The organism is Streptococcus mitis (assembly GCF_002096845.1).
Classification (GTDB): Bacteria; Bacillota; Bacilli; order Lactobacillales; family Streptococcaceae; genus Streptococcus; species Streptococcus mitis_A.
In genome coordinates this window covers 1-22695 of sequence record NZ_NCVK01000017.1, presented here as the reverse complement: position 1 = coordinate 22695, position 22695 = coordinate 1, and the positions used below count along the sequence as shown (strand labels likewise).

19 protein-coding genes, 17 tRNA genes, 1 rRNA gene and 1 pseudogene are annotated in these 22695 nt (G+C 40.3%); 5 read left to right on the top strand and 33 right to left on the bottom strand.

All coding sequences use genetic code 11. The features are described from left to right. Nucleotides 1-120: 120 nt before the first annotated feature. The 3 genes from B7695_RS05095 to B7695_RS05085 all read right to left on the bottom strand — a co-directional run bounded on the left by B7695_RS05095 (nucleotide 121) and on the right by B7695_RS05085 (nucleotide 3273). Nucleotides 121-525 carry a PaaI family thioesterase gene (locus tag B7695_RS05095; RefSeq protein ID WP_000651223.1) on the bottom strand — a complete coding sequence of 135 codons (405 nt, stop codon included), beginning with the start codon at nucleotides 523-525 and terminating at the stop codon, nucleotides 121-123. 69 nt (nucleotides 526-594) lie between these two features. Then, on the bottom strand, nucleotides 595-2076 hold the full coding sequence (locus B7695_RS05090; RefSeq protein WP_084890125.1) for a UDP-glucose--hexose-1-phosphate uridylyltransferase: 1482 nt from the start codon (nucleotides 2074-2076) through the stop codon (nucleotides 595-597). 18 nt (nucleotides 2077-2094) lie between these two features. Further along, nucleotides 2095-3273: a galactokinase gene (locus tag B7695_RS05085; RefSeq protein WP_084890124.1), complete on the bottom strand. Its 1179-nt coding sequence runs from the start codon at nucleotides 3271-3273 to the stop codon at nucleotides 2095-2097. Between the two features lie 164 nt (nucleotides 3274-3437). On the opposite strand from B7695_RS05085, the gene galR reads away from it, so the two are divergent. Next, nucleotides 3438-4442 (top strand): DNA-binding transcriptional regulator GalR, encoded by a 1005-nt coding sequence (gene galR / locus B7695_RS05080; RefSeq protein ID WP_084890122.1) that lies wholly within the window; start codon nucleotides 3438-3440, stop codon nucleotides 4440-4442. Between the two features lie 61 nt (nucleotides 4443-4503). On the opposite strand, the gene B7695_RS05075 is transcribed toward galR, so the two are convergent. Continuing rightward, nucleotides 4504-5361, bottom strand: coding sequence for a cation diffusion facilitator family transporter (locus B7695_RS05075; protein ID WP_192855733.1), 858 nt, complete (start codon nucleotides 5359-5361; stop codon nucleotides 4504-4506). A 132-nt stretch (nucleotides 5362-5493) separates the two neighbouring features. Here B7695_RS05075 and B7695_RS05070 point away from each other — a divergent pair, with 132 nt between their 5' ends. Then, nucleotides 5494-6030 carry a TetR/AcrR family transcriptional regulator gene (locus B7695_RS05070; protein ID WP_084890117.1) on the top strand — a complete coding sequence of 179 codons (537 nt, stop codon included), beginning with the start codon at nucleotides 5494-5496 and terminating at the stop codon, nucleotides 6028-6030. A gap of 280 nt (nucleotides 6031-6310) precedes the next feature. Continuing rightward, complete coding sequence (locus B7695_RS11425) at nucleotides 6311-6457, top strand: hypothetical protein (RefSeq protein ID WP_084890115.1); 147 nt, start codon at nucleotides 6311-6313, stop codon at nucleotides 6455-6457. On the opposite strand, the gene pnuC is transcribed toward B7695_RS11425, so the two are convergent. From pnuC to B7695_RS05005, 11 genes and pseudogenes are all read right to left on the bottom strand, one after another. Next, on the bottom strand, nucleotides 6454-7260 hold the full coding sequence (gene pnuC, locus B7695_RS05055; RefSeq protein ID WP_192855734.1) for a nicotinamide riboside transporter PnuC: 807 nt from the start codon (nucleotides 7258-7260) through the stop codon (nucleotides 6454-6456). The genes B7695_RS11425 and pnuC overlap by 4 nt on opposite strands. Before the next feature lie 331 nt (nucleotides 7261-7591). Then, entirely contained in the window at nucleotides 7592-9112 is a 1521-nt protein-coding gene (locus B7695_RS05050) for an ABC transporter permease/substrate-binding protein (RefSeq protein ID WP_084890110.1), read from the bottom strand. Further along, complete coding sequence (locus B7695_RS05045) at nucleotides 9105-9833, bottom strand: ATP-binding cassette domain-containing protein (protein WP_084890108.1); 729 nt, start codon at nucleotides 9831-9833, stop codon at nucleotides 9105-9107. The genes B7695_RS05050 and B7695_RS05045 overlap by 8 nt, the downstream gene beginning before the upstream one ends. A gap of 14 nt (nucleotides 9834-9847) precedes the next feature. Continuing rightward, nucleotides 9848-10039 (bottom strand): annotated as a pseudogene (locus B7695_RS05040) (nuclear transport factor 2 family protein); the annotation flags it as partial. 34 nt (nucleotides 10040-10073) lie between these two features. Next, a complete protein-coding gene (locus tag B7695_RS05035) occupies nucleotides 10074-10517 on the bottom strand; it encodes a MarR family winged helix-turn-helix transcriptional regulator (RefSeq protein WP_084890106.1) in 444 nt (147 codons plus the stop codon). Between the two features lie 280 nt (nucleotides 10518-10797). Further along, nucleotides 10798-11991, bottom strand: coding sequence for an O-antigen ligase family protein (locus B7695_RS05030; protein ID WP_084890104.1), 1194 nt, complete (start codon nucleotides 11989-11991; stop codon nucleotides 10798-10800). Nucleotides 11992-12128: 137 nt separating this feature from the next. After that, on the bottom strand, nucleotides 12129-13571 hold the full coding sequence (gtfA, locus tag B7695_RS05025) for a sucrose phosphorylase (protein WP_084890101.1): 1443 nt from the start codon (nucleotides 13569-13571) through the stop codon (nucleotides 12129-12131). Nucleotides 13572-13819: 248 nt separating this feature from the next. Then, a complete protein-coding gene (locus B7695_RS05020; RefSeq protein WP_084890099.1) occupies nucleotides 13820-14653 on the bottom strand; it encodes a carbohydrate ABC transporter permease in 834 nt (277 codons plus the stop codon). Nucleotides 14654-14669: 16 nt separating this feature from the next. Continuing rightward, nucleotides 14670-15542: a carbohydrate ABC transporter permease gene (locus B7695_RS05015; protein ID WP_001007686.1), complete on the bottom strand. Its 873-nt coding sequence runs from the start codon at nucleotides 15540-15542 to the stop codon at nucleotides 14670-14672. A gap of 18 nt (nucleotides 15543-15560) precedes the next feature. Continuing rightward, nucleotides 15561-16811: an extracellular solute-binding protein gene (locus B7695_RS05010; RefSeq protein WP_084890097.1), complete on the bottom strand. Its 1251-nt coding sequence runs from the start codon at nucleotides 16809-16811 to the stop codon at nucleotides 15561-15563. 34 nt (nucleotides 16812-16845) lie between these two features. After that, nucleotides 16846-19008, bottom strand: a complete 2163-nt coding sequence (locus B7695_RS05005) for an alpha-galactosidase (protein WP_084890095.1) — start codon at nucleotides 19006-19008, stop codon at nucleotides 16846-16848. A 107-nt stretch (nucleotides 19009-19115) separates the two neighbouring features. On the opposite strand from B7695_RS05005, the gene B7695_RS05000 reads away from it, so the two are divergent. Further along, nucleotides 19116-19976: an AraC family transcriptional regulator gene (locus B7695_RS05000; RefSeq protein WP_084890093.1), complete on the top strand. Its 861-nt coding sequence runs from the start codon at nucleotides 19116-19118 to the stop codon at nucleotides 19974-19976. Beyond that, a complete protein-coding gene (gene birA / locus B7695_RS04995) occupies nucleotides 19973-20908 on the top strand; it encodes a bifunctional biotin--[acetyl-CoA-carboxylase] ligase/biotin operon repressor BirA (protein WP_084890090.1) in 936 nt (311 codons plus the stop codon). The genes B7695_RS05000 and birA overlap by 4 nt, the downstream gene beginning before the upstream one ends. Nucleotides 20909-21094: 186 nt before the next feature. Here birA and B7695_RS04990 read toward each other — a convergent pair. From B7695_RS04990 to rrf, 18 genes are all read right to left on the bottom strand, one after another. Then, nucleotides 21095-21182: transfer RNA gene (locus B7695_RS04990), tRNA-Ser, on the bottom strand. A 6-nt stretch (nucleotides 21183-21188) separates the two neighbouring features. After that, nucleotides 21189-21262, bottom strand: a tRNA-Ile gene (locus B7695_RS04985). A 34-nt stretch (nucleotides 21263-21296) separates the two neighbouring features. Then, nucleotides 21297-21367 (bottom strand) — tRNA-Gly (locus B7695_RS04980). A gap of 20 nt (nucleotides 21368-21387) precedes the next feature. Then, nucleotides 21388-21460, bottom strand: a tRNA-Phe gene (locus tag B7695_RS04975). Between the two features lie 3 nt (nucleotides 21461-21463). Continuing rightward, nucleotides 21464-21537 (bottom strand) — tRNA-Met (locus tag B7695_RS04970). Nucleotides 21538-21547: 10 nt separating this feature from the next. Further along, nucleotides 21548-21637 (bottom strand) — tRNA-Ser (locus B7695_RS04965). Nucleotides 21638-21649: 12 nt separating this feature from the next. Next, a tRNA-Ile gene (locus B7695_RS04960) sits at nucleotides 21650-21723 on the bottom strand. A gap of 13 nt (nucleotides 21724-21736) precedes the next feature. Further along, nucleotides 21737-21810: transfer RNA gene (locus tag B7695_RS04955), tRNA-Met, on the bottom strand. 5 nt (nucleotides 21811-21815) lie between these two features. Beyond that, nucleotides 21816-21889, bottom strand: a tRNA-Pro gene (locus B7695_RS04950). A 15-nt stretch (nucleotides 21890-21904) separates the two neighbouring features. Next, nucleotides 21905-21978 (bottom strand) — tRNA-Arg (locus B7695_RS04945). A gap of 9 nt (nucleotides 21979-21987) precedes the next feature. After that, nucleotides 21988-22073, bottom strand: a tRNA-Leu gene (locus B7695_RS04940). A 7-nt stretch (nucleotides 22074-22080) separates the two neighbouring features. Next, nucleotides 22081-22152: transfer RNA gene (locus B7695_RS04935), tRNA-Gly, on the bottom strand. 22 nt (nucleotides 22153-22174) lie between these two features. Then, nucleotides 22175-22247 (bottom strand) — tRNA-Thr (locus B7695_RS04930). Between the two features lie 18 nt (nucleotides 22248-22265). Beyond that, nucleotides 22266-22347 (bottom strand) — tRNA-Leu (locus B7695_RS04925). 5 nt (nucleotides 22348-22352) lie between these two features. Beyond that, a tRNA-Lys gene (locus B7695_RS04920) sits at nucleotides 22353-22425 on the bottom strand. 24 nt (nucleotides 22426-22449) lie between these two features. Next, a tRNA-Asp gene (locus tag B7695_RS04915) sits at nucleotides 22450-22522 on the bottom strand. Between the two features lie 2 nt (nucleotides 22523-22524). Next, nucleotides 22525-22597: transfer RNA gene (locus tag B7695_RS04910), tRNA-Val, on the bottom strand. A gap of 4 nt (nucleotides 22598-22601) precedes the next feature. Beyond that, nucleotides 22602-22695, bottom strand: a 5S ribosomal RNA gene (rrf, locus tag B7695_RS04905); the annotation flags it as partial.

Here is a 22695-nt window from a genome sequence, read left to right as displayed (position 1 = left end):
TATCATGGAAAATCCCTCCTTAACTATAAGTTTATCACATAAAAAAGAAACCCAAATACAGAATTGTATTTGAATTTCTTAACTTAATGACATTGGGTGCGAGCCTCTTTTTTTGTTTATCTATATCCTTACCTGTCTGTCTTCTGACCGCTGGCCTGTGACAAACATGGTAAAGGTTGCTTTGCAGACATTTCTGCCCTCTTGATTGGTGATATCAACATCCACCACACAAGTTGTGCGACCTTGATGGACACATTCTCCTTTGATGGTCAGCACATCGTCGAGTTTTCCTGCTTTGAGGTAGTTGATAGAAGATTGGAGTGTCACTCCATCAAGCCCCAGCGAGATAACCACCAAACCACTGATCTGGTCACAGAGAGTAAAGAGATAGCCACCATGGGCATTGCCATAGTAGTTGAGCGACGAGTCCACTACTTTTGTCGTCACCACAACGTGACCATCTCTCATTTGTTCAATTTCGTAATTTTCAAAGGCAGATATAGCGTCAAAATGAAAGTCTTTCATCGTTTCCTCCTGATATTTCAAACGACACTATGATACTACTTTTTATAGGACTGTGCAAGGAGAAAGCTCCTAGTCTGGTAAAATTCCGACCTGCTCCACAAAACGCATAAAGGCTGCCTGCCCTTGTTCCGTCTGCTTGTAGACTCCTGCATCCTCAAGTACACGCGCAAAGATAGCACCCACAGAGTCCTTGACGATTTCAAGAGCTTTTTCTTTATCCGCTAGATCTGGATGTTGGGCTTTGATTTGGTCTGCCCATTCCTGATGATAGTCGGCAACTACATCAGCTTCTCCTACAAGATAGCTAGCGACTTGCTCCACTTCTTCTTTCAGACGTGGTGGCAAGATTGCCAAGCCCATGACCTCAATCAAGCCAATATTTTCCTTCTTGATATGTTGGACATCCTTGTGGGGATGATAGATGCCATCAGGATGCTCTAGCGATGTCTGATTGTCCCGCAAGACCAAGTCCAACTCAAACTGACCGTTGCGTTTACGGGCAATCGGTGTGATGGTATGATGCGGTATCCCATCAATCTCAGCCAAAATCTGCACAATAGAATCTGAATACTGACGCCATTCCTGCAAAATCTTATCAGCCAAATTGATCAAATCTTCTTTGGAATCCGAAGTCAAACGCAACACTGACATGGGCCACTTGACAATCCCTGCCTTTACCTGCTCAAAACCAGCAAATCGGAAAGTCTTGTGCAGAGGAGCCAATTCCATAGGAAATACGTGACGGCCTCCCTGATAATGATCATGAGTTAGAATAGAACCTCCCACAATCGGCAAGTCGGCATTAGAGCCAGCAAAATAGCCTGGAAACTGTTCTACGATAGCCAGCAGACGCTCAAAACTCTGACGGCTAATGGCCATGGGACGATGCTGACCATCTAAAAAGATACAGTGCTCATTAAAATAAGCATAGGGCGAATACTGGAAGCCCCACTCCTGACCAGCCATTTCAAAACGGATAATGCGGTGATTACTGCGAGCTGGATGGTTAACCCGACCATGATAGCCCTCATTCTCTAGACAAAGCTGACACTGAGGATAATTGCTAGCTTGCACCAACTTGGCTGCCGCAATCTCTTTCGGATCCTTTTCAGGCTTAGAGAGATTGATGGTAATCTCAAGTTCTCCATAGTCAGATGGAACACGATAAGCAATATTTTTAGCAATGGCCTTGAGCTTAATGTAGTCATTTTTCTGACTGAGTTGGTAAAAATCCGCTATCGCTTGCTCAGGAGATTGGGCATAGGTTGACCAGAAGTTACGATTGACCTGACTAGGACAAGGGGTCACCAAATCCATCAGTTCAGCACCAAGGATTTCACGCGCAGTCTGACTATCCTCAATCGTCTCTAATCGAACGGCTTCCTCAACCAACTGGTCCTTGAGGTCAATCAATTTATTCAGATTGGTCTCAACTTCCAAAACACCTTCTCCCACTCGTGCCAAAACACGATTAGTCAGGTAGATTCGATCCATTTCTTCAAATGAACTTTCAGAAATGATATGCGTTACAAATTTATCTACTAAGGTCACTATAGAGCCTCCTTTGGACTAGTCAAGGACGCGAGTGCCACCTGCAACTTCAGCGATATAGAAGCTTGGAGCATAGCCAACTACTTCCTCGTAGTGTTTGCCTACAGCTTCCTTAAAGGCCTCAACAGTATCTTTTTGCACCAAGGCAATAGCACAGCCGCCAAAACCTGCCCCTGTCATACGAGCACCGAGAACACCTGCTTGTGCCCAAGCTCTGTGAACAAGGGTATCCAATTCCAAACCAGTTACTTCATAATCATGCTCAAGAGAAACGTGTGACGCATTCATCAAACGACCAAATGTTTCCAAATCTCCTGCTTGAAGGGCTACTTGAGCTTTGAGGGTACGTTGGTTTTCAAGCACAGCATGGCGAGCACGTTTCAAACGATTTTCATCTTTGATTAGGTAGCTATATTGGTCAAAGGCCCACTCGTCCAATTCACCCAAGGTCTGAATATCCAAGGCAGCTTGCAATTCTTCCACTGCTTTTTCACACTCAGCACGGCGTTCATTGTACTTAGAGTCAGCCAGTTCACGGCGTTTGTTGGTGTTCATGATAACAACGACATTGTCTTTCAAATCAAGTGGCACCAAATCATATTCTAAAGTGTTCGTATCAAGGTAAATAGCACGTTGGTCTGCCCCCATACCGATGGCAAACTGATCCATGATACCAGAGTTTACTCCGATAAAGTTGTTTTCTGTTTGTTTACCGATTTTAACCAAATCCAAACGGTCTAGTTTTAAATCAAATAGATACTCTGCCACGACTCCTGTCAAGAGTTCCAAGGATGCTGAAGAAGATAATCCAGCACCATTTGGGATATTCCCATAAACATAAAAATCAAAACCTTTATCAATCACGTGCCCAGCTTCTTGCAAGAAATGAAGAACTCCTTTTGGATAATTGGTCCAATTGTGCTCTTTTTCAAACTTGAGATCCGCTAAAGGCACTTCGATAATGCCCTTGTCCTCAAAGTTAGCTGAGTAGAAACGCAAGACTTGATCATCACGTTTGCGAGCAGCCCCATAAGTTCCTAAGGAAATGGCTGCTGGAAATACATGTCCACCGTTGTAGTCTGTGTGCTCACCAATCAAGTTGATACGACCTGGTGAAAAGAAAGTTTGGTCTGCTTCTTGACCAAAAACAGCAAGAAAGTCTTTGCGAAGCGCTTCAGCAGTAAGATGTTGTGTCATATGATTTCTCCTTTTACTGTCCGTTAAGTCAACCTTAACGTGTAATCGTTTTCTTCTATTTTATCCAAGGGATTCCCCAAGGTCAATCCTTTTTACTAAACTTTTACTAAAATATCGGTAAAAGGCAGAAAAATATGATATACTAACCTAATCAAGGAGGATTTATGGCTACCTTAAAAGACATTGCACAGTTAGCCTCTGTCTCTATCGCGACCGTATCCCGTGTCCTCAATCGCGACCAGAGCCTATCTGTTACCGAAGAAACCAGACACCGTATTTTAACTGTTGCTGAAGAGTTGGGCTACACCAAGCACCTCAAGACAGGCGAGTCCCACAAGCCCAAGCAAAAGATTGCCATTATCCAATGGGTCAGCGAACAAGGGGAGCTGGACGACCTCTACTACTACCAGATTCGCCTAGGCATAGAAAAAAGAGCCCAAGAGTTGGACTATGATATCTTGCGCTATTTTAATGACCATCCTTTTACCCTAAGCGAGGAAGTAATTGGGATTCTCTGCATCGGAAAGTTTAGCCGAGCTCAGATTTCTGCCTTTGAAGAATACCAAAAGCCCCTAGTCTTTCTAGACAGTGATACCCTTTCACTAGGACACACCTGCATTATCACGGACTTTTACACTGCCATGAAACAGGTTGTCGATTATTTCCTCAGCCAAGGATTGAATCGTATCGGGATTCTAACAGGGCTTGAGGAAACAACAGACCAAGAAGAAATCATTGAGGACAAGCGACTTGAAAATTTTAAGAACTACAGCAAAGCAAAGGGAATCTATCATGATGAACTGGTCTTTCAAGGAAGCTTTACTGCCCAGTCTGGCTATGACTTGATGAAGGAGGCCATTCAGAGCTTAGGAGACCAACTGCCACCAGCATTTTTTGCAGCTAGCGATAGTTTAGCCATCGGTGCCCTCCGTGCGCTCCAAGAAGCTGGAATCAGCCTACCAGACCGTGTCAGCCTCATTTCCTTTAACGACACCAGCCTGACCAAACAGGTTTATCCTCCCCTTTCTAGCATCACGGTTTATACTGAAGAAATGGGCCGAGCAGGTATGGATATTCTTAACAAGGAAGTACTCCACGGTCGCAAAATACCTAGCCTGACCATGCTAGGAACCAGACTGACTCTGAGAGAAAGTACAAGGAATGATTAGAATTACAAAACGACCTCTAGCAAGGCTGTTTCTCTAATAATCTCTATGATTCCGCTCCAACTCACACCTTTCGCTTATGTGCTTGGTGATTTTCTAGGTCAGCATCAACTTCAATGGTAACATTTTGAAAGCCACAATCTTTGAGGAAAATTCGAATAGATTCTTTACAAGTTTCCATATGCTCCATCTCTTTTAAACAAACATGGACAATGGCATTTTTTTCCAAACCATCCATAGTCCAGAGATTAAGCTGATTGATACTAGCGACATGATCCAATTCTGCTAAATCCGTCTTGATCTTCTGGATATCTACTCCTTCTGGCACTGCATCGAGGAATATCTTGAGCGTGCTCCAAAAACGTGGAAGGGCTTTTGACAGAATAAAGAAGGAAATAGCAAGAGACAAGAGTGTATCCAAGATATACCAATCGGTAAATCGAAGAACAATGGCCATCAGGATGACAGCCACCCAACCCAAGGTATCTTCCAGAAAGTGCAGGCTGAGAATGGATTCATTCTTGGTTTGTCCTTTGCGAATGACGAGATTCGCTAGCACATTGATAATAATCGCAATAATTCCTAACCAGAGAATCCCCTCATCATTGACCGGTTGTGGATGAAAGATTTTCGCTATATTTTCCCAAATGACCAAAACGGACCCTGTCATAAGAATCACAGCCGTTATCATGGCCCCTAAAAGGCTAAAACGCTTGTAGCCCAAGGTATAGTGGCTGTCTTCTTCACGATTGGAGATACTTTCCAAAAAGGCTGAGATCCCAATAGCAATCGCATCTCCCAAGTCATGCACCGAGTCAGCAAGAACTGCACTGGAACCAAACACTCCACCAGCGATAAACTCGACAATAGCATAAGTCAAATTTAAGAAAAAAGCTAGCCAAACAGTATATTTTGCCTTCATATTTCTCATTCCTTTGTTATAATAGATTTATGAACACCTTGTTCATTATCATTATCCACTAAAACTCAAAGAAAGGATAGAAGCAAAAGGTCAGCTTTATTCAGTTCTGAACAATTTGCCTCAAGTGTCCATATGACTAACATTGACCGCCGTACCAGTAAAACAAAAAAAGCCATCTATCAAGCTTTTCTACAACTTTTGAACACTAAGGGCTACGAGGCCACTACTGTTCAGGATATTATTGATCTCGCAGATGTGGGACGTTCTACTTTTTACTGTCACTATGAGAGCAAGGAGCTGCTTCTGGACGAGCTTTGCCGCTACCTATTCCATCACCTCTTTGAAAGAGAAAAATCCATTTCAACTAAGGTTTATCTCGCCCATCTCTTTCTTCATTTTCAGAAAAACCAAGACCATATCACCAGTCTGCTATTCTCCAAAAATGACTACTTCCTTCGCCAACTTCATAAAGAACTGGAGCACCATGTCTATCCCATGTTGGCTGATGAGTTGAAAGAATCTCACCCAAGTCTGCCTGTTTCTTATCTCCAACACTTGGTCGTGACCAACTTTATCGAAACATTGACCTGGTGGCTCAAAAAAGGGCAAGACTTCACAAATCAGGAAGTTGTCCAGTTTTATCTAGACCTTCTCATTTCTAAAGACTAATACTCAATGAAAATCAAAGAGCAAACTAGGAAGCTAGCCGCAGGCTGTACTTGAGTACGGCAAGGTGAAGCTGACGTGGTTTGAATTTGATTTTCGAAGAGTATAAATACAGACTAGAGCTCAGTCGCCTTATGCCCAGGCTACTGAGTTTTTATCTTTTCGACAATAAAAGAGGAACTACTGCTCCTCTTTTTCATCATCTCAAATCCTTGATTATCAACTATATCTGTTTTAATCGAAATCTCAAAACAGCACTTTCAAACACCTCTTCTTATACTCAATGAAAATCAAAAAACAAACTAAGAAACTAGCCACAGCTTGCTCAAAACAGTGTTTTGAGGTTGTGGATAGAACTGACGAAGTCAGTAACCATACCTACGGCAAGGCGACGCTGACGTGGTTTGAAGAGATTTTCGAAGAGTATTAGTTAGGTAAGTCAGTATTCTGCTTAGCAGCCTTGCTCCATTGATACCAACCAACTAGACTGTTGATGAGATAAATCAGGTATTTCCCTTGAATTTGCAGGCTTTCTCCCCACCAGAGATAGATTGAAAAGACATTAGTAGCTGCCCAGAATATCCACTGTTCACGGTAAACAGCTGTCATGAGGATTTGCCCTACCCCATTGGTCGCATCTGTGATGGAATCACGATAGGGACGATTGGCACCGATAGACTGATAAATAAAACCAAAGGCCAACCACCAAAGAACACTAACGGAAAGATACTTTGTCCAGCCTTTGCCGTCCAGTTTACGCGCGACAAACTCCTGCTTTTCCTTCTTAAACTGTGCCTGGTAGATCCAAACTAGAAGTCCAATCGGTTGCATGACTGTGAAGTAAAGTGTCGTCAGTACCTCACCGTAAAAGCCTTTCTGTAGGGCCAAAATAAGGTAAATAACAGAGTTAATCAAGCCAAAAAGATAATTACTTGCTCGACCTTCCGATACAAAGATAACACAAATAATCCCTGTCAGGCTGCAAATCATCCCAATCCAGTCAACAATACGGTGTTCATAAATCAACTCCAGCCAGAGAGGAAAACTTCCTAAAACTAGCAAATAAATCCACTGAGCAAAACTGCGATGGGCAAAGAGGTCATTCCAAATAGCCTTCATAGTTCCTGAAAATCCTAAATCAGCCATAGCCGCAACCATACGACGGTAACCACCTGACATTTCACCTAGGGTTGTTTTGATATTTTCAATTTTCTTTTGCAAATAAGTATGCATCATTTCTCCTTTTGTTTTTAAAGAGCCGTGTCTAGATAGACTTTCGGACGCAACGCTCTATTAGATAATGAACTGTCTATACACAAGATTTCTAACCTTAGTCGACATGAGCTGAAAATCCTTATTTGTTAAGTAGTTCACAACACATTATACACCTATTTTATGAATAGTCAAGTGTCTTTACAGTAAAATTTACAAAATCCTGAAAATTTTCTCTTATTTTCCATTTAAAAATGAAAATCATTAATTCTAACACCAAAAAAGCCCAGACGACATTGTCTGAGCATTCTTCTATATAGTCGTTTAACCAAGTTGAGTTTAGCTTTTCAAGCTATTTCTTCAATAAGCCTTGATCTTGTAGAAACTCCTTGGCTACTTGTTCTGCTGACTTGCCTTCAACACCCACTTGGTAGTTGAGCTGGCTCATCTGGCTTTCAGTAATTTTACCAGCCAATTTATTAAGAACTCTTTCCAACTCCGGATGTTTCTTGAGAAGGGCTTCTTTCATGAGTGGAGCCCCTTGATAAGGTGGGAAGAGTTGTTTGTCATCTTCCAAGACCTGTAAATCATAACGCGCCAATTCCGCATCAGTCGAATAGGCATCCGTAATTTGAATATCCCCTGACTGAATAGCCTGATAGCGAAGGGCTGGCTCCATGGTCGCTACATTGAGATTGAGACCATATATTGATTGCAAGCCCTTATTGCCATCTTCACGGTCATTAAACTCGAGAGTAAATCCAGCCTTCAACTTCCCTTCTACTTTTTTCAAGTCCGAAATGGTCTTCAAGCCATATTCTTGAGCAATCTTTTTCGGAACAGCTACAGCATAGGTATTTTGATAAGACATGGGTTTGAGATAGGCTAGATAATCCTGTTTGGCAATACCATCACGCGCTACCTGATAAACCTGCTCTGGCTCATGACTCACCTTTGGTGATGGTTGCAGCAAACTTTCAGTCACCGTACCAGTAAATTCAGGATAGATGTCAATATCGCCTTTTTTCAAAGCTTCATAAAGAAAGCTTGTTTTCCCAAAATTCGGTTTAACAGTCGCAGTCATACTGGTGTTTTCTTCAATCAGCAACTTATACATATTGGCCAAGATTTCTGGTTCTGGACCCAATTTCCCAGCAATGACCAAGTTTTCTTTTTCTTTTTGAGTTAAGAGGGCCGGACTATAAGACAGACCGAGTAATATGGTCACCAAGGCAAAACCAGAGAAAATCGTCCGCAATTTTGCTTTTTCCATCACTTTTAGTAGGAAGTTAAAGGCAATAGCCAGCACTCCTGAAGAAAGTGCCCCAATCAAAATTAGACTGGCATTATGACGGTCAATTCCCAAAAGGATAAAGGAACCCAGTCCCCCTGCCCCAATCAAGGCAGCCAAGGTTGCCGTACCGATAATCAAAACAGCTGCTGTCCGAATTCCAGACATCATAACAGGCATGGCAAGTGGAATTTCAAACTTCTTGAGACGCTCCCATCTGGTCATCCCAAAGGCAATCCCAGCCTCTTGCAGACTCGGATCAATTCCCTTGAGTCCAGTAATGGTATTTTGCAAAATCGGAAAAATCGCATAAATCACTAGAGCTGTCAATGCAGGCAAAGTCCCAATTCCCATCAAAGGAATAAAGAGCCCCAACAAGGCCAGAGACGGGATGGTCTGGAAAATCCCTGCAATCTGCAAGACCCAGTCAGCCAATTTCTCATGATAGCGAAGATAAACAGCCAAGGGAATCGCGATAAAAATAGCCAGCAACAAGGTCAAAAGTGACAACTGCAAATGTTGAGATAGAGCTGTCAACCAATCACTAAAACGATCCTGAAAAGTTGCAATTAAATTAGTCATGAACACTACCTCCAAACAAGTCTGCTACAAAGTCTGTTGCAGGCGCTTTTAAAATTGTCTCAGGATTCGCTACCTGGCGAATTTCTCCATCCTGCAAGACAGCAATACGGTCCGCCAATTTCAAAGCTTCATCCGTATCATGGGTTACAAAAATAGTTGTCATCCCAAACTCTTTATGCAATTCTTTCGTCAGAACCTGCAACTGTTTTCTCGAAATAGCATCCAAGGCTGAAAAAGGTTCATCCATGAGGAGAATCTTGGGCTGACCAATCATAGCACGAACAATACCGACCCGTTGCTGTTCTCCACCAGATAATTCACTAGGAAGTCGATGCCCATACTCAGCCACTGGTAAACCAACCTTAGCCAAAAGCTCTTCAGTTTTATTAGCAATTTCTTCCTTAGTCCAGCCCTTCATCTCAGGAATCAGGGCAATATTTTCCGCGACCGTTAGATTAGGAAAGAGAGCAATAGCCTGTAAAACATAACCAGTAGAGAGACGAAGCTCACGCTCATCATAATCTTTGATGCGCTTACCATCCATATAAATATTTCCATCAGTTGGTTCCAAGAGGCGGTTGACCATCTTAATCATAGTTGTTTTACCTGAGCCAGAAGGCCCTACTAAAACCATAAACTCGCCATTCTCAATCTGTAAGTTGACATCTCTCAAGACATCTTTTTCTGTGTAGCGCAAGGCTACATTTTTGTATTCAATCATTCTGTATCCTCAATTTAAAACTTCCCTCGATTGGTCAAGTCTTCTACCTTAGGCATAACTTCCATATTGTCCCAATGCTCCACAATTTTCCCGTTTTCTAGAGGGAAGATATCGTACTGGGCATAGGCAACTCCACCAATCTGAGTCTGACCATAGCTAACTACATAGTTTCCTTGTCCTAAGAGTTGGAAAACAAAGTCAAAAGTGGCCTTTACTTATAAACAGCTAATTTACTCCATTTTAAACCTCATTTTCCTCCTCTTTCAGATTAACCAAAATTCTTTCTTGAAAGGCTTCAAACTGACGAATTTCTTCCTCTGAAAATCCTTTGTAAAAGATCGTATCCAATTTCTGACTGACACGATGCCCCACTGCTTTCTGAGACTTCCCCAACTCTGTTAAAACCAAATACTTCTTACGCTTATCTTCTCCACATGGACTAACGGTTACAAGATTTTGTTCCTCAAGCTTTTTTATCATAGTCGTCAGAGTATTATTAGCAAGCCCAGTCGCCAGAGCAATATCTGTCGCAGTCGCGCAGCCAGTTTCACTATTCCATAAAACCGCTAAAATTTTACCCTGTTCACTCCTATAAAGAGCTTCAGAATCCTGACTCAGTAACTTTTGAAAAATCCGCCCATTCAATAAACGAATATGATTGGCTAGCAAATGACAATATTTCATGACACCTCCAATTTATTTCTATATCGAAATGAATAACAAAATTCTAACACTTATCATTTCAACTGTCAACTATTTCGATTTAGAAATAATTTTCACCAGTAAAAAAGAGTCTTGGACAAAAGTCTAACCTTAAATATAAAAAACGAACAAAACGAGTCATCTGACACTCAGAATTCTGTTTTGTTCGCTTTTTTGTCTAATCTATCGATTTTAAAATGTCATAATAAAGAATTCCTAAAATCAAAATCTTTTTGTCCCAGCCTCTTCCATCTTATAAAACTTAATCCGTCATATCCGATACCAACGTTCGATGCTCCAATGGAATACTGCACATAACTAGCAAGAAAATAAAACCTGACTGAATCCAGAAGAGGGCCAAGTCAAAGATTCCATGCACAGCAACCACTGTAAGGAAAGAAAGATAAAGGCCGATAATCGGACGTTTACCCGACTCCTGACTCATATCCATCATCAAGCGAACAGGAGCAACAGAAGACAAAACTAATAAAATGGTACCCACAATTCCATAACTCAGAATCGTATCAATATAAAGACTGTGAGCATGTTCATGATAAGGAGCATGTATCCTAGGATAAGAGTGCATATAGGTTAATGGCCCCTCACCCCAAAAAGGATTTTGCTTAAACAAGGCCATTCCAGCATCCCAGATAGAAATGCGTTCTTCCATAGAAGAATCTAAAGTCCCCATCCGAACTCCCAAATCACTGGAAAAGAGGAAGCTCAAGCCAATCGCAAAGACTCCAATACTAAGCCAAAAGGCCTTCCAGTTTTTAATGGTCGTAAAGAGATAAATAATGGCTCCAGCGATAATTGCAGGAAAGGCAGTTCGATTTTGCGTAAAGTTCAAACCAAAGAGATTCACAAAGCCTGCAATCACACAGAATACTTTCAACCAATTCAACTTGGTCGTTGTAAACAGATAGAAGGCAATCATGATACAGAAACAACAAATAATTCCATAATAATTAGGATTAAAGAAGGTCACTTCTGCACGATTCTGATGCCACACCTGCATATTGGGTGAAAGAAAAGCATAGTTAAATTTCTTTACAATTTGGAAATGTTCTAAACTTGCAAAAGCAGCTGACAAAACGCTACCAAACAAGACGAGTTGCAAAATCAATCGAAAGAATTTATGTGATAAAATCGACTGATAGTGCAAAAAGAAAACAGTAAATAGAAACATTCCTACTGAAGCCACAAGACCCATCCAATTTTGTGCAAAAATGGAGATCACAGTACTATAGCCAAGAAAAAGAAGCAACATCGGATGCTCCCCCATTTTCTGAAGAATACTTTTCATATCTCCTGTAAAAATCAAACTAATAATATATAAACAGAATAAAACTACAAAAAGATAAAAGGGTAAAAAGATACTCAGGATAATTCCCAATAAAATCATCTCTTTACTAGACAACCCTTTCAGCTTTTCAATAAAGCCTATTGATTTCAAAATGAATCCTTTCTCTCCAAATCAGCTGATTCAGATAATAGTAAGCTACCCTTTATTGTACCACTTTTTTAGCAATTTGAAAACAAAGGAAACGATTTCTAAAATAAAAACCCTATCGTATCAACCATATCAAGGCTTCAAAATGTTACTTCAACTCCATTCTCAATTACCCGATAAGCCTGACTTTGCAGATTAATTTCTGCTACTGCTGTTACAGACTTATCTTTATTTTGACGTTTGATTACAATGCTGTGGGCTGTTGGTGTTTCAACGTCAATAGTTCCTTCTAAATCAAATGCTACTGATCGATTACGGAAAGAAAATAGATTGAGAAGGGCCTTCACTACAGGACGTTGGACTTCTTCTGCTATTTCCTCATTGCTATAGTAATGACGATTAATATTTCGACCTTCTTTAGTTTCTTCTAATAATTTCAAGTCATTCTTGCCTGCTAATAGACCTACATAGTAAAGCTGAGGAATACCTGGGGCAAAAGCTTGAATTAGACGAGCGAGAAAATACTTGACATCATCATCTCCAAGCGCAGAATAGTAGGTTGAATTGATTTGGTAGATATCTAAATTGTTATACTCGGCACTGGAGTACTTACGTTTGACATTAGCTCCAACCTTATAGAGTTCATTTGAAGCATAGTCAATCTCCTCATCGGTCAGGATATCCTTGACATCTACTACTCCAATCCCATCATGGGTATCTAGCGTCGTAAATTGCTTCATCGGGCTCATCTTCAACCACTTAGCCAAACGCTCTGTTCTGGAACTGTAAAGAGTATAAAGTGTCACCATTGGAAGAGCAAAATCATAAACATAGTAATCATGGTCTGCTATTTTAAACTGAATCGAATAATGTTCATGAATCTCAGGTAAGAGCTCTGTCCCATACTCAGCAGCGATATCTCGAACTTTGTCCAATAAATCCCAAATATCTGGTTCCACAAAGAAATCATTAGTATCCAATTTCTTCACTGCATAAGCAAAGGCATCTAGACGAATCAAATCACACCCATTACTTGCCAAGTGCTGAATGGTCTTACGGATAAATTCCATAGTTACTTCTTTGGTCACATCAAGATCAATCTGCTCCTCACCAAAGGTATTCCACAAATGTTCCACTGAACCATCTTCAAACACAATCTCTTGCTTTGGTGCACGATCCTTACGCTTGTAAATTAAATCTACATCAGACTGTGTCGGACGGTTTTCTGGCCAAAACTTATCCCAGTTTAAAAAGAGATCTTTAAATTCACTGGCTTCATGTTTTTCTTGATAGTCCTTATAATACTTAGATTGACGAGAAATATGATTAATCATAAAGTCAAACATAAGATAATATTTCTCACCTAAACGCTTAACATTCTCCCAATCACCAAAAGCTGAATCCACTTCGTCGTAGTCAACTGGCGCAAATCCACGATCACCTGTTGATGGGAAAAATGGGAGAAGGTGAACTCCCCCAATAGCATCTCCAAAATGCTCTTCCAAATTCTCATATAAGTCTTTAAGATTATTTCCCAGACTATCTGAATAGGTAATCAACATGGTTTTATTCTGAATTGGCATCATTACTCTCCTTTTTCTAATTGAAGCCAAGTCTCATATGACCTGGCTTTTATGAGTTTATGTATTTTAAGAATTGCTTCATAGGGTACGATTGAAATCAGCAAGCTGAATCGTCCCTTCGTATACGGAATTGAACACTGGACTAATTTCTTAGGAAAAAAGATAAATCTTCTTGTGTGCAAGCACACTACGTCAATTTCCTATTTTTCTACAGAAATTTTCAGCAAGCTGAATCGTCCCTTTGTATCTTATTTCACTGCTCCGTTGCTCATTCCTGAAATGATATGTTTTTGGAAGATGAGGTATACGACAGTAATTGTTATAATTCCCACAATATAGGATGCAAAACTTGGTCCATAGTCATTAAAATACTGACCTTGGTAGTTGTACTGGAAGAGAGGCAAAGTCCACATCTTGGAATCCTTATTCAAAATCAACAATGGCAACATAAAGTCATTCCAGAACCATAATGCATTGATAATCAAGGTTGTAGCATGCATGGGCTTCAGCATTGGAAAGATAATTCGACGGTAAGTTGTAAATCGATCAGCCCCATCAATTTCTGCAGCTTCATCTAAACTATCTGGTACACTGATTTTAATATAACCAACATACAAGAAGAGGGTCTGTGGAATTGCATAAGTTAGATAAAGTAGTATCAACCCCCACATATTTGCCAGGCCGAGTTTGCTCATCATAACTGTGATAGGAATCATAATCACCTGAAATGGAACAAATATCCCTAAAATCAAGAGCGAATACATAATTGCAAAGGCTTTTTTCTTGGACATATTTCGAGCAATGGAATAGGCTGCAGCTGGTATAAAGAAGGCTACTACAATCAATGATAACACCGTAATAACAGCTGAATTCCAGAAATAGCCTCCAATTCCATCCGAAACCAATCGTTCATAATTGCTTAATGTAAAAGGATTGGGCAAACCAAAGAAATGATTCATGATATCCTTGGTTGTCTTGAGGGAACTAAAAACCGTTACCAACAAAGGAACAAGTATGAGAATACCACCTACTATCAAGAGGACATACTTCCAAAACTGATTCAATTTTTCTTCTTTTTTCATGTGTAAGACTCCCCTATTAGATTTCAAATTTCTTTGATAGTTTGATTTGGATAAGGGATACAATTCCAATAATTAAGAATAAAATCAAGGCAATTGCATTCGCATATCCATATTGATTACTCTTGAAGGCATAGTTATAGACTAAAAGACCGAGAGACGTTGTAGCATTATTAGGACCACCACTCGTCAAAGCAAAAATTTGGTCAAAGGCAGTCAAACCGGACTTAAGAGCTAGGATAAAAACCATAGAAATCGTTGGCAACAAATATGGTAATTCAATCTTCCAAAAGGTTTGTTTGCTTGTTGCACCATCAATTGATGCCGCCTCCAAAATATCAGATGGAATACTCTGAAGACCAGCAAGAAAGAGAATAATTGGCATTGCTACTCCTTGCCATAAAAGAACAAAAATAGTTGCCACTACTGCTCCGATTGGTGTTCCTAATAGACTTTCTTGTAAAAAACTAATCCCTAAAATTTTTCCAATCGTTGGAAGACCATAGTTAAAGAATTGTTTAAAAATCAAGGAAACTGTCAAACCAGACAAAACCGCTGGGAAAAAGAACCATGCTCTAAAGAAGGTCTGCCCTTTCATCTTAGAATTTAAGGCTCGAGCCACAACCATCCCAATTGTAATCTCTCCAATAATCAATGCCAGGGTTAAAATCAAAGTAAAAGCAATGGCTGTGAAGAATTTCCCATCAATCATCAGCAATTTGTAGTTATTCAGACCAACAAATTTATAATTATAGGTCAATCCAGTCCAGTTAGTCAAACTATAGAAAGCACCTTGTACCATCGGAAAGTAAAAGAAGATAGCTTGTAATGCAAGCGGGATGAGCAAAAAAGTCCAACCCCAGTATTTATTTAAAAATTTTCGAATAGCCATATCATCTTAACTCCTATTCTAGTCCAAATCTGCCTTCATCGGATTAAAGAAAGCATTGAGATTGTTTGCCATATTTTTTAGATTTTTATCCATCAAGTAACCTGCACTTAGATTGAAAAAATCTTCTTCAGAATTCCAGTGTTGGCCCAACCAAACATAATGTTTATCCGTAAATGCTAGTTTAGAAATCTCTGCAAGTGCTGAATCTTCTTTTTCCTGTATACCTTTTACCGCAACTGGTGATCCATCCACATCATAATATACTTGCATAGCTTTTGGACTAGTCATATAGCTGATAAATTCTTCGGTTTCTTTAGGATGTTTGGTAGTAGCTGAAGTTGATAATGCCATGTCCCCTGCACCAACAGTGACTTCTTTTCCTACTTCTTCTCCTGGGAAGGCAAACATCCCCACATCAAATTTTGGATCCTGTTGATTAATTGCCGCTAATGCCCATGATCCTTGTGGCATCATCAAGGCTTTTTCATTCGAGAATGCTACCACCGCATCATTATAAGAGGCACCACGCCATCCATCTTGAGCATTATCCGCTAACAAATCTAGTCGTTCTGCATCTGCTTTTAAAATAGCATCATCTACAGAAATAGCATTTGGTTTTGAAAAGCGAAGATAGTTATTAGCTGCGTCTCCACTGCCTGTAATAGTAATGAGAGAAAGTTGGTGATAACCGTTTAATGTCCATCCTTCATTGCCTGCAACTGCAAACGGAGAATTCCCACTATCTTTTATCTTTTTAACAATCTCTTGAAACTCTTTAAAAGTCTTCGGTTCCTCAAGTCCTAATTCTTTAAACTTTGTTTTATTGTAATAGATTCCATAAAGGTTAGCAGTTAAAGGCACACTATAAATCTTGTTATTGATTGCATACTTTTCTGCATAGTCATTCTTAATGTTCTCAAGATAAGATTTCCCTGTCATATCTGCAAAATAACCTGCTTTTGCCCACTCCTGAAAATCCATATTTTGAGGATAGATATTAACAATATCTGGAACATCTCCTGATAAAATCCGAGTCTTCAGAACAATTCCAGCTGCCGGAACAGTCGTCAGTTTTACATCAATAGTAGGATGATCCTTTTCAAAATTATCTACAATTTTTTGCAAAGTATCCGCCATTTCGGTCTTCTGGTTAAAAAATTCAATCGTTACCTTTCCATCAGTCGATTGATTATTCTGACCACAAGCTGCTAGGCCTAGTAAACTAGCCCCAGCGACTAAAAGAAAACCTGCTTTCTTATACCATTTCATTGGAAAGCCTCCTTTATAAAATTATACACCTTTATTATAGTCTTCTAAAAATATACTGTTTACTCAAAAAATCTCCCTGGGATAAGATAACAGTTAAACCTGCATACATGAGTTCTGCACCTGAGTAAACTACTCCATTTTCCTGTAATTCATACAGTCCCTCTTCAACCAAATCTTTTAATTTTAAAGTTGTTTCCATGGTCTCTACAACTGACAAAATGCGAACGTAGGTTACAATCGTTTGATTTTTGTAATTAAATTGTAGAGCTGCTTCATTGGATGCAGACTCGGGATTGATTAACCTATACTGTTGTCCTAACTGAACTACTGGTCGTAATTCTTTATACAAGTTCACCTGATTAGCAATCGTAGCTTTCTCTTCATCTGATAAACTTGTCAAATCAAGCTCATAGCCCAAATTTCCCATCATTGCTACATGGCCACGTGTTTCTAATGGTGTCGTTCGCCCCATCTGATGATTCGGTACTGCTGACACATGAGCCCCCATAGAAATGGTTGGATAGAGATGAGATGAACCGTATTGAATTGGTAAACGTGCAATAGCATCAGTATTATCACTAGCCCAGACTTGTGGAAAATATCGCATCATACCCAGATCATTTCGTCCACCACCACCAGAGCAGGACTCAAAGAGAATATGGCTGTGCTTCTCTGTCAGATAAGAAACGAGTTCGTAAAGCCCCAACATGTACTGATGAGATTGCATCTGTGTCTCTAGATAAGTAAAGCCATTTCCTAGCTTAGTAATATTACGATTCATATCCCATTTGATGTAGTCAATCTCATGATAAGATAGGAGTTGATCTAAGACATTTTTCAAGTATTCTACTACCTGAGGATTGGCAAGATTCAGTACTAGTTGATTCCGAGAATAAGTATGCTCATAGCCAGGAACCTGAATAGCCCAGTCAGGATGTTGACGATACAAATCACTATCTACAGAAATCATCTCAGGTTCTAACCAAAGCCCAAACTGCAACCCTCTGTCATGGATAGCTGAAATCAGACTTTCAAGACTTCCACCCAGTTTTTCCTCATTCACACTCCAGTCACCTAAAGCACGATTATCATCAAAGCGATTACCAAACCAACCATCATCTAATACAAAAAGTTCAATGCCAACTTTCTTAGCTTCATCTGCTAACTCTAACAGTTTTTCTCTCTGAAAGTCAAAGTAAGTAGCTTCCCAGTTATTAATTAGAATTGGGCGTTCTTTTTTAGAAAATTTACTTGGCATAATGTGCTTCAGTGCAAAATTCTGACTTTCATGACTAACACCAGTTAATCCCTTATCTGAATAAGTCACTAAAGCTACCGGTGTTTCAAAGTATTTCTCAGGGTCTAACTTCCAAGAAAAGTTTTCTGGATTAATTCCAATAGCCAGCCGAACTTCATTCAATTGATTCTTTTGAACAAAAGCTTCAAAGTTTCCACTATACAGTAGTTGAATAGCAAACACATTCCCAGCATCCTCTGTGACTCCTTGTTCGCATAGTAGAAGAGCTGGTGTTTGAGCATGCCCAGAAGCTCCACGGTTCGAACTAATCGAAAAGATTCCTTGTTCTACCTGTTGACGTCTGACAGTCTTTTCACGAGCATAAGCACCCTGCAGAGTTACGATTTCGTAAGCTGCAGCAGGGAAATCAGCCATAAAAGAAAAATCTTTATGGATGACAACTTCCTGATTACTATTATTCTCTAATTTACTGTAGCTAGCAATTGTCGCATCATTATTAAAAGCAGTATAATACAAAGTCAGACTAAGTTGAGCCTTAGAATCTTCTAACATTAAGACAAGAGTCTCTGTATCGTCCATGCTGTGTGGAGAAGGTAATCCCTGTGGACCATTCTGGCCTTTTAAAATCTTTGCTTCTACAAATCGAAAGTCTGTTACTTCAGTTACCCTATGCTGAATCTGTAAGGTTGGTTTTCTAAAATCTCCTAAGCCATGTTGTCCAAAAATCTGACGTTGTGTATCCAAACTAAAGGTTCGATTAGTAGCTGTTGGATTTCCTGAAAAGGCATGGTCTCGTTCATAAACACTATTGGAACCTTTATAGTTCTTAATAGGCTTTCCTAAATGTTTCAATAGTAAGTACCCATCACGATTTTCAATAATCAAACTTAGATTTTTACTCTCAACATAAAATAGATTATTCTCTATCCTAACTCCCATTTACTTCACCTCATCACTTTATTGATTATATTTTATCACCTGAAATCGCTTTCTAAAATAGAAAAATGTCTCAAGAATATGGTAAAATGTTAGGTAGGAGGTAGCACATGCTAGTTTTTTCAGAATACCAGACTGGAACAATTGACCTTTCCCTAAGCTTTTATGGATATGAAGAATGCACACCAAATTACTCTTTTGGTCCAGCTATTCGTGACACATACGTTCTACATTACATTACTAAAGGACAAGGAAAATTTCATTACAAGGGTAAAATTGTTGATTTAAAAGAGGGAGATTTCTTTCTATTAAAACCAGAGGAACTAACCTTTTATCAAGCAGATAGTAAAGAACCTTGGGCCTACTACTGGTTAGGAATCACTGGAGGGAAAGCTCCTGACTATTTTGCTCTTTCTCAAATTTCTGATCAATCCTATCTCATCCAATCTGAAACTTGTCATACCCAGACCACTGCAAAACTCATCTCAGACATTGTCCGCTTCGCTCAGATTACCAAATCAAATGAATTAGCTCAACTCCATATCATGGGACAACTCCATGAACTGATGTTTCATCTGGGAACTATTGCTCCCAATCAGAAGAAAAAGAATATTTCATCGACCCACCAACTCTATCTTGAATGCAAACGATTAATTGATAGCCACTATCCTCAATCACTTACAATTCAAGATTTAGCAAAAGAACTATCCGTTCACAGAAGCTACTTATCAAGCGTATTCAAAGAATTTAACACCTTATCACCCAAAGAATACCTACTCTACGTTCGAATGTATCGAGCTAAACAACTTCTCGAAAATACCCAAGAGTCAATCAAGGTAATAGCGTACTCGGTAGGCTTTGCAGATCCACTACATTTTTCTAAAGCTTATAAACAATACTTTAATCAGACTCCAAGTCAAACAAGAAAAGAATATTCTCAACACCAACTAATGAGAAAGGAAACACTATGAAATCCTACCAAGCCGTCTACCAAATTCTAGCTAAAGAAACCGATTATATCAGCGGAGAAAAGATTGCAGAAGAACTATCACTGACCCGAACATCAATTTGGAAAGCCATCAAGCGTTTAGAACAAGAAGGCATTGAAATTGATAGTATCAAAAACAAAGGCTATAAACTGGTGAATGGTGACCTTATTCTTCCAGAGATTCTAGAAGAAAATCTTCCAATTAAAATCAGTTTTAAACCCGAAACAAGATCAACACAACTCGATGCAAAAGAAGCAATTGATTTAGGAAATGAAGCAAACACCCTCTATCTAGCTTCCTATCAAACAGCTGGACGAGGACGTTTTCAACGTTCTTTCTACTCCCCACAAGGTGGTATTTATATGACACTCCATCTCAAACCAAATCTTCCCTATGACAAATTACCGTCCTACACACTACTTGTAGCAGGAGCCATCTACAAAGCCATTAAGAACCTAACTTTAATAGATGTCGACATAAAATGGGTCAATGATATCTACCTCAAAAATCATAAAATTGGAGGAATCCTCACTGAAGCAATGACCTCTGTAGAAACTGGCTTAGTCACAGATATCATTATTGGAGTAGGTATCAATTTCACAATTAAAGATTTCCCTCAGGAATTAAAAGAAAAAGCTGCTAGTCTATTTAAAGCACCAGCACCTATTACCAGAAATGAATTAATCATTGAAATATGGCGTGTTTTCTTCGAAACACCAGCAGAAGAGCTATTATACTTATACAAAAAACAGTCATTTGTTCTAGGAAAAGAAGTGACTTTTACACTAGATCAAAAAGACTACAAAGGACTTGCTAAAGATATCTCAGAAAATGGCAAACTTTTAGTTCAATGTGATAACGGAAAAGAAATCTGGCTCAATAGCGGAGAAATTTCACTCAAGAGTTGGAAGTAATAATAAACTAGCACAACCGTAAAATCAACAATATATACAAATTTTAGTATTTCTTCAGCCCACTACAGTTGACAAAGAGCGCAAAAAACTTCAGATAAGTAATCCAATTAAGTTTTACAAATCTGAAGTTTTTATTCTACTATTCTTAAAAATACAAAAAAAAAGAGTTATAAACTCTCAATAAAACGGAGAATAAGGGATTCGAACCCTTGCGCCAGTTACCCGACCTAACGATTTAGCAAACCGTCCTCTTCAGCCTCTTGAGTAATTCTCCAATTAATGGGCACGAGTGGACTCGAACCACCGACCTCACGCTTATCAGGCGTGCGCTCTAACCACCTGAGCTACGCGCCCAAGTTAAAAACTTGGTAATTTGAACAAAGTTCAAAGCGGGTGACGAGAATCGAACTCGCGACAACAGCTTGGAAGGCTGTAGTTTTACCACTAAACTACACCCGCATACATACTATAAGTAAAAATGGCGCGAGACGGAATCGAACCGCCGACACATGGAGCTTCAATCCATTGCTCTACCAACTGAGCTACCGAGCCTTATTGCGGGAGCAGGATTTGAACCTACGACCTTCGGGTTATGAGCCCGACGAGCTACCGAGCTGCTCCATCCCGCGTTAATACAAAAGGAGGATGTGGGATTCGAACCCACGCACGCTTTTACACGCCTGACGGTTTTCAAGACCGTTCCCTTCAGCCAGACTTGGGTAATCCTCCATACTATTCAAATGGACCTTGTAGGACTTGAACCTACGACCACTCGGTTATGAGCCGAGAGCTCTAACCAGCTGAGCTAAAGGTCCAACAAGATCATTATAGCGGCGAAGGGGATCGAACCCCCGACCTCCCGGGTATGAACCGGACGCTCTAGCCAGCTGAGCTACACCGCCATGAATCGGGAAGACAGGATTCGAACCTGCGACACCTTGGTCCCAAACCAAGTACTCTACCAAGCTGAGCTACTTCCCGAGTTAAATAGAAAAATGCACCCTAGAGGAGTCGAACCTCTAACCGCCTGATTCGTAGTCAGGTACTCTATCCAGTTGAGCTAAGGGTGCTCTATATTATGCCGAGGACCGGAATCGAACCGGTACGATCGTTACCAATCGCAGGATTTTAAGTCCTGTGCGTCTGCCAGTTCCGCCACCCCGGCCTCTCTAAGCGAACGACGGGATTCGAACCCGCGACCCCCACCTTGGCAAGGTGGTGTTCTACCACTGAACTACGTTCGCACTGTTTTCTTCTATCTAAAAATGCCGGCTACATGACTTGAACACGCGACCCTCTGATTACAAATCAGATGCTCTACCAACTGAGCTAAGCCGGCTCATTTATTATTTCTTAATGCGGGTTAAGGGACTTGAACCCCCACGCCGTTAAGCGCCAGATCCTAAATCTGGTGCGTCTGCCAATTCCGCCAAACCCGCATATATGACCCGTACTGGGCTCGAACCAGTGACCCATTGATTAAAAGTCAATTGCTCTACCAACTGAGCTAACGAGTCTAAAATAACTTGCGTTATTTCAAACGGTCCCGACGGGAATCGAACCCGCGATCTTCGCCGTGACAGGGCGACGTGATAACCGCTACACTACGGGACCTTTGGGAGTTAACGGGATCGAACCGCTGACCCTCTGCTTGTAAGGCAGATGCTCTCCCAGCTGAGCTAAACTCCCTAGAGCTAAGCGACTTCCATATCTCACAGGGGGCAACCCCCAACTACTTCCGGCGTTCTAGGGCTTAACTTCTGTGTTCGGCATGGGTACAGGTGTAT